Annotated in this window: 11 protein-coding genes; 1 reads left to right on the forward strand and 10 read right to left on the reverse strand. The window is 68.8% G+C overall.

Annotation, left to right across the window (positions count from 1 at the left end; genetic code table 11):
- Window positions 1-806, forward strand: an 806-nt coding sequence (locus AX685_RS14295; RefSeq protein ID WP_156445824.1) for a mechanosensitive ion channel family protein, incomplete at its 5' end; no start/stop codon positions are given.
- Window positions 807-1,140: 334 nt separating this feature from the next.
- Here the strand turns inward: AX685_RS14295 and AX685_RS14300 are convergent.
- The 10 genes from AX685_RS14300 to AX685_RS14340 all read right to left on the reverse strand — a co-directional run.
- Window positions 1,141-1,593, reverse strand: coding sequence for a DUF3035 domain-containing protein (locus tag AX685_RS14300; RefSeq protein WP_066489841.1), 453 nt, complete (start codon window positions 1,591-1,593; stop codon window positions 1,141-1,143).
- Window positions 1,586-2,086 (reverse strand): signal peptidase II, encoded by a 501-nt coding sequence (lspA, locus tag AX685_RS14305; RefSeq protein ID WP_066489859.1) that lies wholly within the window; start codon window positions 2,084-2,086, stop codon window positions 1,586-1,588. Before lspA ends, AX685_RS14300 begins: the two co-directional genes overlap by 8 nt.
- A gap of 5 nt (window positions 2,087-2,091) precedes the next feature.
- The gene (gene ileS, locus AX685_RS14310) at window positions 2,092-4,887 is read right to left on the reverse strand and encodes an isoleucine--tRNA ligase (protein WP_066489843.1); all 2,796 of its coding nucleotides are present in this window, start codon (window positions 4,885-4,887) and stop codon (window positions 2,092-2,094) included.
- A gap of 24 nt (window positions 4,888-4,911) precedes the next feature.
- The gene (locus AX685_RS14315; RefSeq protein WP_066489846.1) at window positions 4,912-5,838 is read right to left on the reverse strand and encodes a bifunctional riboflavin kinase/FAD synthetase; all 927 of its coding nucleotides are present in this window, start codon (window positions 5,836-5,838) and stop codon (window positions 4,912-4,914) included.
- Between the two features lie 10 nt (window positions 5,839-5,848).
- A complete protein-coding gene (locus AX685_RS14320; protein WP_066489848.1) occupies window positions 5,849-7,000 on the reverse strand; it encodes a dipeptidase in 1,152 nt (383 codons plus the stop codon).
- Window positions 7,001-7,032: 32 nt separating this feature from the next.
- Window positions 7,033-7,500, reverse strand: coding sequence for a dihydrofolate reductase (locus AX685_RS14325; protein WP_066489851.1), 468 nt, complete (start codon window positions 7,498-7,500; stop codon window positions 7,033-7,035).
- 37 nt (window positions 7,501-7,537) lie between these two features.
- Window positions 7,538-7,663, reverse strand: coding sequence for a hypothetical protein (locus tag AX685_RS23365; protein WP_269450497.1), 126 nt, complete (start codon window positions 7,661-7,663; stop codon window positions 7,538-7,540).
- Between the two features lie 68 nt (window positions 7,664-7,731).
- Window positions 7,732-8,526 carry a thymidylate synthase gene (locus AX685_RS14330; protein ID WP_096613196.1) on the reverse strand — a complete coding sequence of 265 codons (795 nt, stop codon included), beginning with the start codon at window positions 8,524-8,526 and terminating at the stop codon, window positions 7,732-7,734.
- A 49-nt stretch (window positions 8,527-8,575) separates the two neighbouring features.
- Window positions 8,576-10,324, reverse strand: coding sequence for a gamma-glutamyltransferase (ggt, locus tag AX685_RS14335; RefSeq protein ID WP_066489854.1), 1,749 nt, complete (start codon window positions 10,322-10,324; stop codon window positions 8,576-8,578).
- Window positions 10,325-10,339: 15 nt separating this feature from the next.
- A partial coding sequence (locus AX685_RS14340; RefSeq protein ID WP_066489857.1) for a TonB-dependent receptor domain-containing protein occupies window positions 10,340-13,316 on the reverse strand: 2,977 nt, incomplete at its 5' end.

A 13,316-nucleotide genomic window follows, 5' to 3' on the forward strand; every position in this document is an offset into this window, starting at 1 on the left:
CGCGGCGGTTGTCGCTGCTCGCGCTGATCTCCGCTCTGGTCACGGTCGTGGTGCTGATCGCGCTGGTGCGCGTCGCCAACCGCGTCGTCGCGCACACGATCGACCGCACCCCCGCGCTCGACCCGACGCAGAAGATCCTCGCGCAGAAGATCGCCGGCATCGCCGCAGTGGTCGTCGCCTTCCTGTTCGGGATCGACCTGATCGGGATCGACCTCACCGCCTTCGCGGTCTTCTCGGGCGCGTTCGGCCTCGCGGTCGGCTTCGGGATGCAGAAGACGATCGGCAATCTGATCGCCGGGATCATCCTGCTGATGGATCGCTCGATCAAGCCGGGCGACGTCATCGTCGTCGGCGAAAGCTTCGGCTGGGTGAACAAGATCGGCGTGCGCGCCGTGTCGGTGGTCACCCGCGATGGCAAGGAACATCTGATCCCCAATGAGGATCTGATGACGCGCGAGGTGGAGAACTGGTCCTATTCCGACCGCAACGTGCGCGTCCGCATCCCCGTCAGCGTCGCGTACGACAGCGACCTGAAACTGGCGCAGGATCTGATGCTCAAGGCCGCGCTGGCCAGCCCGCGCGTGCTGGCCAGCCCCAAGCCCAACGTCTGGCTGACCGCGTTCGGCAACGACGGGGTGGAACATGAGATACTGGCGTGGATCAGCGACCCCGAAAGCGGCGTCGGCAACGTCCGCTCCGACGTGCTCAACCGGCTGTGGTGGATGTTCAAGGACGCCGGCATCGCCATCCCCTTCGCCCAGCAGGACGTCTACATCCGCAGCTGGCCGACACCGCCGGGGGAATAGCGGAGAGAGGCTCTCGCGTCAGCATCGTCATCCCAGCGAAAGCTGGGATCTCCCGCGGCTGGCGCGCCGCTCGCAACGCGGAGGCCCCAGCCTGCGCTGGGGCGGCGTGCGTGGCTAGAGCGTTGGGCGGTCACCGCAGCGAAGGCTGGTGTGCGCCGTGGAATGCGGGTCGCCCACCCCGCAAGACCCGTCACCCCGGACGTGTTCCGGGGTCCACCGCTCCGCGAATCCCGACGCTGGCATGTTGGCGGATTGAGGATGGCGGAACGGATTCGCCGTGACGACGCGGACGGTCGCCACGGTCTCCCACGACCGGCGCGCCCGGCCCCGCCCCTTACTGCTGCGGCGTGGGCGTCGCCGTCGCGGCCGGCGCGGCGCCAGCGGATGCGCGCGCGCCCTGGCCGTCGCCCTGCGGCGCGGCGATGATGTCGCGGGTCGTCTGGCCCTTGTCGATCACGTTGGTCTGCGGATCGCCCACCGCGGAGCGGATGCCCGCCTGCGCCGCGCCGGTGCCGCCGGCTTCGTCGATCACCGCGCCCTGCGTTCCGGTGCGCTGCGCCGGCCCGCCGAACAGCGCGTCGAGCGTCTGCGCCTGGGTGTTGACGCCCTGCGTGCGGGCAGCGCCCGGCTGCGGCGGCACCAGCGCGAAATCGGGCGGGATCACCAGCGGGGGCTGGCGCGCGACGGCGAATTCGTCGGGACGCGCGCGGTCGTAACCGCTTTTCCCGCAGCCCGAGACAAGGGCAAGCGCCGTGAGCGAGGCCACCACGACGACAGACTTACGCATGGACATTCTCCGAAGGATCGGGCCGCTTCTCGCGGATCAGGAGCGCGCGTGCCAGCAGAATCAGCACGCCGATGGTAATCGCCGCATCCGCGACGTTGAAGATCAGGAACGGGCGCCACTCGCCGAAGTGCAGGTCGGCGAAATCGACGACATAGCCCAGCCGGATGCGGTCGAGGATATTGCCCAGCGCCCCGCCCAGCACCAGCCCCAGCGCCAGCCGGTCGGCGCGCTTGTCCTCGCGCGTCATCCAGATCGCGACGCCGGTGGCGATCGCGGCGGTGAACGCCACCAGCAGCCAGCGGGTCAATTCGGTCTCGGCGCGCAGCATCCCCAGCGACACGCCCTCGTTCTTGGTGAAGCGCAGGTCGAAGATCGGCAGGATCGTCTGATACGCGCCCAGGAAATCGACGCCCAGCGGCCCGGTGACCAGCCATTTCGCCGCCTGGTCGACGACGAACACCGCCGCCGCCACCGCCAGCCCCGCACGCGGCATCCTGCTCACGCGCCGGCCCCGACGACCGCGGCGCAGCGCCCGCACAGCCCGTCGTCCACCGCCACATCGGGCAGGTGGCGCCAGCAGCGGCCGCACTTGTGGTAATCGGTACGCGTCACCGCGACCGTGTCACCCTGCGACACCTTGGCGACGATGAACGCCTCCGCCAGCGCGCCCGCGTCGAGCGGCAGTTCCGGCACCGTCACTTCGGCCTCCAGGCTGGAGCGGACGGTCTTTTCCCGGCGCAGCGGCTCGATCGCCTCGGTCACACGCGCGCGCAGGTCGCGCACCGCGGCCCAGCGCGCGGCGACGTCCTCGCCGGTTTGCGCGGGCAGTTCGGGCCATTCGAGCAGGTGCACCGATCCGTCGGCGTCGGCGAAGCGCGCCTGCCACACTTCCTCGGCGGTGAACACCAGCACCGGCGCGGCCCACCGCACCATCGCGTGGAACAGCACGTCCAGCATCGTGCGATACGCGCGCCGCGTCACGTCGCCCGCGGCGTCGCAATACAGCGAATCCTTGCGGATATCGAAGAAGAACGCCGACAGGTCCTCGTTCGCGAAATCGCTCAGCAGCCGGACATAGCCGTTGAAGTCATAGGCCTCGACCGCACGCTTCAGCTGCACGTCCAGCGCGTGGGTGAGGTGGAGCATGTACCGCTCCAGCTCCGGCCATTCGCCCACCGCCAGCCGTTCCGTGTCGTCGAACCCGTCCAGCGCGCCCAGCAGGTAGCGGAAGGTGTTGCGCAGCTTGCGATACTGGTCCGCCACCCCGGCCAGGATCTCCTTGCCGATGCGATGGTCCTCGGTGAAATCGACCGACAGCGCCCACAGCCGCAGGATATCCGCGCCATAATCGCGCATCAGGTCCAGCGGGTTGATCGTGTTGCCCAGCGACTTGGACATCTTCATGCCCTTGGCGTCCATCGTGAAGCCGTGCGTCAGCACCGCGTCATAGGGCGCCCGCCCGCGCGTCCCGCAGCTTTCCAGCAGCGACGACTGGAACCAGCCACGATGCTGGTCCGACCCCTCCAGATACAAATCGGCGGGCCAGCTCAGTTCCGGCCAGCGCCCGCTGTCGAGCACGAAGGCGTGGGTGCAGCCCGAATCGAACCACACGTCCAGGATATCGGTGACCCGCTCGTAATCCGCCGGGTCGCGATCCGGGCCGAGCAGCGCGGGCATCGCCTCGTCGCTCCACGCATCGACGCCCTGCTCGCGGAAGGCCGCGACGATCCGCGCGTTGACGTGCGGATCGACCAGATACTGGCCGGTGCGCCGGTCGACGAACAGCGCGATCGGCACGCCCCACGCGCGCTGGCGCGAGATGACCCAGTCGGGCCGCCCCTCCACCATCGCGCCGATACGGTTGCGGCCCTTTTCGGGCACGAAGCGGGTCGCCGCGATCGCCGCCAGCGCGCGGTTGCGAAGGGTGTCGGCGGCCGGGGTACCGCCCTGCCCCTCGTCCGTGATCGGCCGGTCGACCGCGATGAACCATTGCGGGGTGCAGCGGTAGATCACCTTCGCCTTCGACCGCCACGAATGCGGGTAGCTGTGCTGGAAATCGTCGCTGGCGGACAGCAGCATCCCGGTGTCGCGCAGGTCCGCGCAGATCGGCCCGTCGCTGGCGACGAACTTCTTGTTGATGACGCTGCCCTGCCCGCCCAGCCACGCCCAGTCGGCGCGGTACATGCCTGCCGCATCCACCGCGAACACCGGCTCGATCCCGTGCGTCTTGCACAGCGCGAAATCGTCCTCGCCATGGTCGGGGGCCATGTGGACCAGGCCCGTGCCCGCGTCGATGGTGACGAACTCGCCCTCCAGGAACGGGCGCGGCGTGGCGAAGAAGCCGCCCAGATGGTGCATCGGGTGGCGCGCGGTCGCGCCCTCCAGCACCGGGCCCTTGATGAGTGCGACGATCCCTTCCAGCTTCAGCCCGGTGCGCTTGGAAAAGGCCGGGAACAGCGGCTCGGCGACCAGATATTTCTTCCCGCCGCTCTCGAACTGCAGGTAATCGATCGCCGAGCCATAGGCGATCGCCTGGTTGACCGGGATCGTCCACGGCGTGGTGGTCCAGATCGGCGCGATCGTGCCCGCCAGCCCCGGATATTCGGGGCATTGGATCACCTCGAACCCGACGTCGATCTGGGTGGAGGTGATCTCCTCATATTCCACCTCCGCCTCGGCCAGCGCGGTCTTTTCGACCGGCGACCACATGACCGGCTTGGCGCCGCGGTACAGCTGGCCGGTCTCGGCGAACTTCATCAGCTCGGCCACGATCGTCGCCTCGGCGGCGAAATCCATCGTCAGATACGGCTTGTCCCAGTCGCCGTTGATGCCCAGCCGCTTCAACTGCTCGCGCTGGGTGTCCACCCACTGCTGCGCATAGGCGCGGCATTCGGCACGAAATTCCTGCGGCGGCACTTCGTCCTTGTTGCGCTTCTTCTTGCGATATTCCTCCTCGACCTTCCATTCGATCGGCAGGCCGTGGCAATCCCAGCCGGGGACGTAGGGCGCGTTCTTCCCCAGCAACGTCTGGGTGCGCACCACCATGTCCTTCAGGATATGGTTCAGCGCATGGCCGATATGCATGTCGCCATTGGCATAGGGCGGGCCGTCGTGGAGGATGAACGTCTCGCGCCCGGCACGCGCCGCACGCAGGCGGCGGTACAGGTCCATCTCCTGCCATCGCGCCAGGATCGCCGGCTCCTTCTGCGGCAGCCCCGCCCTCATGGGAAAATCGGTCTTCGGCAGGAAGACGGTTTCGCGCCAGTCGCGCGGCGTGTCGGGTGCATCGGCCATGGAATGTCAGGCCTTAGCGCGCCGTTATTCCGCCAGCAACTCGCGTGCGCGGGCGCAGTCGCGGTCCATTTGCGCGATCAGTTCGTCGATGTTCGAGAATTTGGCTTCCGGGCGCAGATAGTCGATCAGCGCGACCTCGATCTCCTGCCCGTACAGGTCGCCGGAAAAATCGAAGAAATACGGCTCCAGCAATTCCTTGGGCGGCTCGAACGTCGGGCGCACGCCCAGGTTCGCCGCCCCCGGCACGACCCGCCCGTCGGGCAGGGACCCGCGCACCGCATAGATGCCATAGGCGGGGCGCAGGTAATGGCCCATGTCGACGTTTGCGGTGGGATAGCCGATCGTCCGGCCCAGCTTGTCGCCGTGCTGCACCGTCCCGCGAATCGCGAACGGGCGCGTCAGCAGCCGCGCCGCGCCGCGCATGTCGCCCGCGCGCAACGCCTCGCGGATGCGGGTGGAGGATACCGGCGCACCGTCCAGCATCACCGGGCCGACGGTATCCACCGAATAGCCGCCGCGCCCGCCCGCCGCGCGCAGCATCGCGACATTGCCGCGCTTGCCGTGGCCGAACGTGAAATCCTCGCCGGTCACCACGCCGGCCACCTGCAAGGCGCGTTCCAGCCGGTCGGCGATGAAATCCTCCGCGCTCAGCGCCGCCAGCGCCGCGTCGAAGCGGAACACCACCATCGCATCCGCCCCCGCCTCGGCGAACAGCCGCTCGCGCTGGTCCAGTGTGGTCAGCCGGAACCACGGCGCGTCGGGGCGGAAATAGCGGACCGGATGCGGGTCGAACGTGGCGACCAGCGCCGGGCGCCCTTCGGCGCGCGCACGCGCCACCGCCCGGCCCACCACCGCCTGATGGCCCAGGTGCACGCCGTCGAAATTGCCGAGCGCGACGATCCCGCCCGCCAGCTGGGGGGGCACCGCCGAGCCGCCGTCGAGCCGCTCCATGTGCCGCGCTCTAGGGGTGTGCTTCTTCCGGAGCAATCCCGGCGCGCACGACACGCAACACGTTGCCGCCCATCACCTTCGCCACGTCGTCGCGCGACAGCCCGCGGTCCAGCAGCGCCTGCGCCACCGCCGGCACGCCCGCCGCGTCGAACCCGGTCGTCACCGCGCCGTCGAAATCCGATCCCAGCCCGACATGGTCGATCCCCGCCACGTCGCGCACGTGCAGGATCGCGGCGGCGACCCTGTCCGGGGTGGTGCCGCAGATCGCGGCATCCCAGTAACCGATGCCGATCACCCCGCCGGTGCGCGCGATCCCGCGGATCTCCGCATCGCTCAGGTTGCGATTGACCCCGCAGGTCGCCTGCACGCCGCCATGGCTCGACACCACCGGGCGGCGCGCCATCGCCAGAATGTCCGCGACCGCGGCATGGCTGGCGTGCGCGACGTCGACGATCATCCCCAGCGCCTCCATCCGCCGCACCACCTGCCGGCCCAGCGGGGTCAGCCCGCCCTTGTGCTCGCCGTGCATCGATCCGGCGACATCGGTGTCGAAGAAATGCGCCAGGCCGGCCATGCGGAACCCGGCGACGTACAGCCGGTCGAGGTTGGCGATATCGCCCTCCATCGCCTGCATCCCCTCGATCGACAGCATCGCCAGCACCGGCGCGCCGCGCGCGCCTGCGCCGTCCAGGTCGGCGGGGAGGTGGACGACGCGCATCCGCCCGCCCGACGCGGCGGCATACAGCGCCAGCTTCTGCGCATGGAACAGCGATCGTTCCAGCAACGATCCCCAAGTGCGCCGCGGCTGGCGCTGCGCGATCACCAGCGCGGTGATATTGTCGGTGTCGGCGCTATTGGCATCGTAATTCTGCCCGCGCGGCGTCTTCGTCACCGATGAGAAGACCTGCAACGCATAACCGCCCGCGATCAGTCGCGGCAGGTCCACCTGCCCGCGGTCCGACCGCAGCAGCAGGTTGCGCTGCCACATCAGCGTATCGGCATGCATGTCGGCGACCGGGATGCCCCGCGCGGCGGCGGTGATCCGCAGCGGCACCGGCACCACCCGGTTCATCGATCCCTCGACCCAGGCGGGGGCGAACAGGAAGAATCCGGCGGCCGCCAGCAACGCCAGAACCGCCCCGCCGATCAGCCATGTACGCACGACGACTCTCCCCCGCCCGTTGCCGGGGAAGACTAGCGCACCAGCGTCACGAAGTCATAGGCCGGGCGATCGCCCTCCGCCAGATGCGCCTCGCGCGCGATCTCGCGCCAGCCGTCGAAGGCGGGGACGCGCGCATCGCCGTCGGGCGCGCCATGTACCTCGGTCAGTTCGATCCGCTCGGCACGCGGCAGCAACAGCGCATAGATTTCCGCGCCGCCGATCACCGCCACCTCGCCCGGTCCGGCGAGCGCCAGCGCCGCATCGACGTCGTGCGCGACCTCCGCACCGGGGGCGTGCCACATGCGGTCGCGGGTCAGCACGATGTGCCGGCGTCCGGGCAGCGGCGCGGGGAAGCTCTCGAACGTCTTGCGCCCCATCACCATCGGGTGCCCCATGGTCAGCGCCTTGAACCGTTTCAGGTCGGCGGGCAGCCGCCACGGCAGCCGGCCGTCGACGCCGATCACGCCATTGTCGGCGCGCGCCAGGACGAAGAAGATCATGTCGCCCCGGCTATCGCGGCGCGCGCCCGGCGTAAAGTCAGCCGGCGGGCATCGCCCGGCTTGGGGCCGCCGATCCGGCGGGGGTCGGCGCGATCGCCGCGCCCCATTGCAGCGCCAGCGCGCAGATTGTCGCGATCACCGCCACGAAGACATATTCCCGCATCGTTCGCTCCCGTCCCGAACCTTGCGTTTACATATGTAATCGACGTGCTGAACCGTGCCTGAACGCGCTCAAACGGCGACGGGCGCCTTGATATGCGGCTGCGCGACATAGTCGTGGAGCACGAAATCCTCGGCGTCATAGGCGTCGATCGCTGGTGCGCACCGCGTGATTTCCAACCTCGGCAGCGCGCCCGGCGTGCGTTCCAGCTGCGTGCGCGCCTGCTCCAGATGGTTCGAATACAGGTGGCAATCGCCGCCGGTCCATATGAAATCGCCCGCTTCCAGCCCGCATTGCTGCGCCAGCATGTGCGTCAGCAGCGCGTAACTGGCGATGTTGAACGGCACCCCCAGGAAGATATCCGCCGACCTTTGGTACAATTGCAGCGACAATTTCCCGTTCGCGACATGCGTCTGGAACAGGCAATGGCATGGCGCCAGCGCCATCGCGTGCAACTCGCCCGGGTTCCACGCCGTCACGATCTGCCGCCGCGACGCCGGATTGGTGCGGATATCCGCAATCAATTGCTTGATCTGGTCGATATGGCGGCCGTCCGCGGTCTCCCAGTCACGCCATTGCTTGCCGTAAACGGGGCCCAGATCGCCGTTTTCGTCGGCCCATTCGTCCCAGATGCTCACCTTGCGCTCCTGCAGCCAGCGCACGTTGGTGTCGCCGCGCAGGAACCACAGCAGCTCGACGATGATCGATCGCAGGTGGAGCTTCTTGGTGGTCAGCACCGGAAACCCCTGCGCTAGGTCGAAGCGCATCTGGTGGCCGAACACGCTCAGCGTGCCCGTGCCGGTCCGGTCCATCTGCCGCGCGCCCGAATCGAGCACGCGGCGCATCAGGTCGAGATATTGCTGCACCCCGCCGGGATAGCCCCCCGTCCCCGCGCCGCCAAGCCCGCGCGGGCGATCAGCGGGCGGGCACCGCCGCCGCGTCGGGGCGGCGCGTATCCGCCGCGCCCAGGAAGGCATCGCCCTCCACCATTATGCTCTGGATGCTGCCCATCGTGTTCGACGGGCGCACGCGATGTCCCTTCGCTTCCAGCAACGGCACGATATCGGGGGAAAATCCGCCCTCCAGCTCCAGCGGCGCATCGCCGCCGCCCTGGTTGATACGCGGCCGTTCGGCGGCCTCGGCGACGTTCAGCCCGTGGTCGATGACGTTCGACAGCAATTGCACCATCGTCGCGATGATGTAGCCGCCGCCCGGCGTCCCGGTGACCAGCCACGGGCGATCGTCCCTGAACACGATCAGCGGGGTGATCGTCGATCCCACGCGCTTGCCCGGCACCGGCCGCGTCGCATCGCGCGTCGCCCCGCCGCCGCGCCGCGACCACGACAAATTGCCCAGCGAATTGTTGAGCAGCACCCCCGTCCCCGGCGCGACGACATGCGCGCCATAGGAAGCGGACAACGTATAGGTGTTGCTGACGGCATTGCCCTGCGCATCCACCACCGAAAAATGCGTCGTGTCCTTGCTTTCGAACGGATAGGGGTTGCCGTCCGGCAGGGTGCGCGCGTCGAGCGAACGGTCCGGGCGGATCAACGCCGCACGCTGCGCCGCATATTCCTTGCTCGCCAGCCCGCGTGCCGGGGTCTGCCAGTCGGGCGCGCCGCCCACCAGCCGGCGGTCGGCCGACACGATCTTCATCGTTTCCGACAACAGGTGCAGGTTCGCGACGCTGCCCCATTTCGCCTCGGCGACCGGGAAGCGTTCCAGGATGTTCATCGCCTCGGCGACGCTCACTCCCGATGCGGTCGGCGGCATGTAGGCGATGCGGCGCCCGCGATAGCTCGACCAAATCGGCTCGGACACGATCGCGCGATACCCTGCCAGGTCCGCAGCATCGATGATCCCGCCGCCCGCGCGGATGCCCGCCGCCAGCTTCTGCGCCAGCGGACCGCGGTAGAAAGCGTCCGCCCCGCCCGCCGCGATCGCTTTCAGCGCGGCGGCCAGATCGGGCTGTCGGAACGTCTCGCCGGGGGCATAGGCCGCGCCGCCCGGCTTGAAGAACATCGCCATCGCCGCCGGATCGTCGGCCATCAGCCGCCGCTGCTCGCCATTGGCCTTCGCCTCGTCCTCCGACAGCGGCACGCCTTTCTCCGCCATCGCGATCGCGGGCGCCAGCAACGTGCCCCACGGCAGCGATCCGAAGCGGCGATGCGCCTCCCACAGGCCCGCCACGGTGCCGGGGATCGCCACGCCCTTCATCGACATGACCTTCGCCTGGTCCAGCTTGCCGGCCGCATCCAGCAGCAGGTCGGGCGTCGTATTGCGCGATGCCTGGCCGTAGTAATCGATCGCGATCGTCTGCGCCGGGCGGCCGTCGCGCGCAGCCATGTGGACCAGCATATAGCCGCCGCCGCCGACGTTGCCCGCGCGCGGCAGCGTCACCGCCAGCGCAAAGCCGGTGGCGACCGCCGCGTCGACGGCATTGCCGCCCTTGCGCAGAATTTGCGCGCCCACCTGCGCCGCCAGGATGTTCTGGCTGACGACCATCCCGCCGCGCCCCACCACCGGCTTGTGGATCTGGTCATAGGCGACGATGTCGCCGCCCGACGGCGTCGCCGCCCGCGCCGGCGGCTCCTCCTGCGCCGCCACGACCGGCATCAGCGGAAGCGCGGCGATCAGCGCGGCGACGGTCAGGCGGCGAAGCATCGGGGGCGTCCTTCCTTAGAACGAGGCGCGCAGGTTGGCGTACCAGTAGCGGCCATAGGGGGTGTAGAGTGATCCCAGGAAGCCGTTCGACGACAGCGGCGGCTTGGCATCGGTCAGGTTGCGCACACCGATGCGCATCCGGTAGCGGCCCTCGCGCTTGTTACCGACGGTGATCTGGCCGTACAGATTGTAGGTCATCTGGCTGGCGATCAGCCACGGCACGCCCGCGCTGTCGATCAGCCCGGTATCCTCGACGTCGCCGGTGTACTGCGTGAACGCACCCAGCTCGAACTTCTCGTACCGCCAGTTGGCCGATCCGGTGACGCGCCAGCGCGGCTTGCCGTTCTGGCGCACTAGGCTGCCGGCGTCGGCAATATTGGTGCCGGCGTTGATCGTCCCTGCGGCACGCGCGTCGATCAGCTCCTGGATCGGCGGCGAGGGCTGGAGGAAGAACTTGTCGAGATAGGCCGCATTGGCCGCGAACGAGAAGCGCCCGGCACCGAAGTCCGGCAATTCCCACGTCGCGCTCAGGTCGACGCCGGCGGCCTCCTGCGGCAGCAGGTTGACATACTGGTCGCGCACGTAGTCGACGCGGCCGACCGGCGCGATCCCCGATCCGGCGAACAGCGCGATGTCGTCGGCGGTCGGCGCGGCGCGGATGACGTTGGGGTTGGTCGATCCGCTGACCCGCGCCAGATAGTCGGCGATCAGCGCATTACCCTCGCCGAAGATGCCGACGATCCCCTTCTGCTGGACGTGCCAGTAATCGGCGGTGAAGGTCACGCGGCCCAGCGATCCTTCCAGGAAGCGCGGTTCCAGCACCACGCCCGCGCTCCATGTGTTCGACGTCTCCGGCTTCAGGTCCGGGTTGCCCGCGCGCTGCGCCTGGATGGCGAAGCTCTGCGCGCAATTGGCGAAGCTGTTGATCGCGCCGGTGCGCAGCTGCGCCTCGCACCGGATCCAGTCGGTGCGCGTGTTCGACCGCGTCACGACGCGCGCGTTGATCTGTTCCAGGTTGGGCGCCTTGAACCCCTCGGCATAGGAACCGCGCAGGCGCAGCCCGCGCACCACTTCCCATGCCGCCGCGACCTTCGGCTTGGCCACCGACCCGACGTCGCTGTAATGTTCGAAACGGCCCGCCAGCTGGACTTCCAGGCTGCGCATCAGCGGCACGTTCATGTCCGGGCCGACCACCGGCACCGCCAGTTCGACGAAAGCCGCCGCGACGGTGCGGCGCCCGCTGGTATCCGGCGACGGGCTGGTGCCGACCAGGTCGGACCCCAGCTGCCTCCCCGTCACGCTGTCGGTGAAGGTGATCGTGCCGTCGACGCGCGGGTCGCGGTCATCCAGCTGCGTTTCGCGGCGCACCTCCGCGCCGAACGCGATGCCCAGATTGCCGCCCGGCAGCGTCAGCAAGTCCGCGCGCGACGCCTTCAGATCGGCCAGCGCCAGCGTCGACTTGCTGAAGCGCGTCGACTTGATGCGGATCGCATTCAGCGCCGCGGCATTGCTCAGCGTCGTGTCCGCGCCGCTGGGATTGGCCAGGTCGCTGCCGTTGAACGGATTATAGGCATCGGGCGTGGACAGGCCCAGCTGGCGCTGGAGCGCCGTCGCGCTGATGCCGTCCGACGTGTCGCGTACCGACGCCTCCGAATAGAGCGCCGCGCTTTCCCAGCGGAAGCCCAGCCATTCCCAGCGCAGCCCGGCCAGCGCGCGCCACTGGTCGTTCTTCACATGCACCAGATTGGGGCCGGCATCTGCGATATTGTAGCTCGACAGCGTCACCGGCAGCCCGGCGGCCGGCGCGTTGATCCCGGGCAGGCGGTTGGGGTTGGCGGCGCCGTTCAGCACGGTCGGGCCGAACGGATTGTAGTAATTGGTCGCCGGGATGACGATCGGCAGCGAGCTGAGCGTGCCCGACGAAGACTGGATGCTGTCGGTCGTCGCCGAATAATAGCCCGCTTCCCCGAACAGCTCCAGCCCGTCGGTCAGGTCGTAATGGCCGTTCAGGAACAGGTTGATCCGCTCCACCTTCGGCTGGATGTACGTGTCATACGCGACGCGCGGATCGAAGCGCAGGTTGCGGTCGGCGGCGGCGGTGTTGGTGCCGTCGTCGATGCACAGCCCGTTCTTCAGCCCGGTCGTCGCGTTCGTCTGGCAACCGGTGTTGGTCGACGGCTGGATATGGAACTGCCCTGACGCATTGGTCAGCGCGGTACCGTTCTGGCGCACCTGCACGTTGCCGACGGTCTGGAACGATCCCCATGGCGTGATCGATGCGCGCCCGTCGAGCGCACTGACCCCTTCGAAGCGGGTGCCGACGAACAACGGGCGCGTGTCGTCGGAGGCGGTGTAATCCTGTTCCGAACTGCGCAGCCCCGACCGCGTGGCGTAGCTGGCGAACAGCGTCACGTTGCCGCGCCCGCCGCCCAGGTTCTTGCCCAGCAACAGGTTGAGGTTGCTCTCGGTCAGGCTGGTGCCCTCGGGATAGCCCGTCTGCCCCTCGATCTGCACGCCGTCATAGTCGGTGCGCAGGACGGTGTTGACGACCCCGGCCACCGCGTCGGAGCCATAGATGGCGGCCGCGCCGTCGCGCAGCACCTCCAGCCGCTCCAGCCCGAACACGGGAATCGCATTGGTGTTGTAGGTCAGCACCGGCACCAGATTCTCGTCGGCGCGGCTGGTCGGGTGGTTGACCACGCGCCGCCCGTTGAGCAGCACCAAAGTGTTGCCGACTCCCAGGTTACGCAGGTTCACCGAGCCGACATCGCCGCGCGCCGCGTTCGAGCTGTTGGGCAGGTAAGAACTGTTGAAGGTAACGTCGCCCAGCTGCGGTATCGAGCGGAACAGCTCGTCGCCGGTGACCGCGCCGGTGTTCGCGATCTGCCGCTCGTCGACCACCGTCACCGGCAGCGCCGCGGTGGTCTTCGCCCCGCGGATCTGGCTGCCGACGACGACGATGTCGTCGGCTGCGGCGGGCGCGGTGCCAGCG

Source organism: Sphingomonas sp. CCH9-F2 (assembly GCF_001556735.1).
GTDB lineage: Bacteria > Pseudomonadota > Alphaproteobacteria > Sphingomonadales > Sphingomonadaceae > Sphingomonas > Sphingomonas ginsenosidimutans.

What these genes read in the sequence shown, in the direction of transcription:
- AX685_RS14315 (WP_066489846.1), bottom strand. Translation starts at nt 5,838, where the DNA reads ATGGAGCGGCTCGACGGCGGCTCGGCGGTGCCCCCCCAGCTGGCGGGC.
- AX685_RS14325 (WP_066489851.1), bottom strand. Translation starts at nt 7,500, where the DNA reads ATGATCTTCTTCGTCCTGGCGCGCGCCGACAATGGCGTGATCGGCGTC.
- lspA (WP_066489859.1), bottom strand. Translation starts at nt 2,086, where the DNA reads ATGCCGCGTGCGGGGCTGGCGGTGGCGGCGGCGGTGTTCGTCGTCGAC.
- AX685_RS14300 (WP_066489841.1), bottom strand. Translation starts at nt 1,593, where the DNA reads ATGCGTAAGTCTGTCGTCGTGGTGGCCTCGCTCACGGCGCTTGCCCTT.
- ggt (WP_066489854.1), bottom strand. Translation starts at nt 10,324, where the DNA reads ATGCTTCGCCGCCTGACCGTCGCCGCGCTGATCGCCGCGCTTCCGCTG.
- AX685_RS23365 (WP_269450497.1), bottom strand. Translation starts at nt 7,663, where the DNA reads ATGCGGGAATATGTCTTCGTGGCGGTGATCGCGACAATCTGCGCGCTG.
- ileS (WP_066489843.1), bottom strand. Translation starts at nt 4,887, where the DNA reads ATGGCCGATGCACCCGACACGCCGCGCGACTGGCGCGAAACCGTCTTC.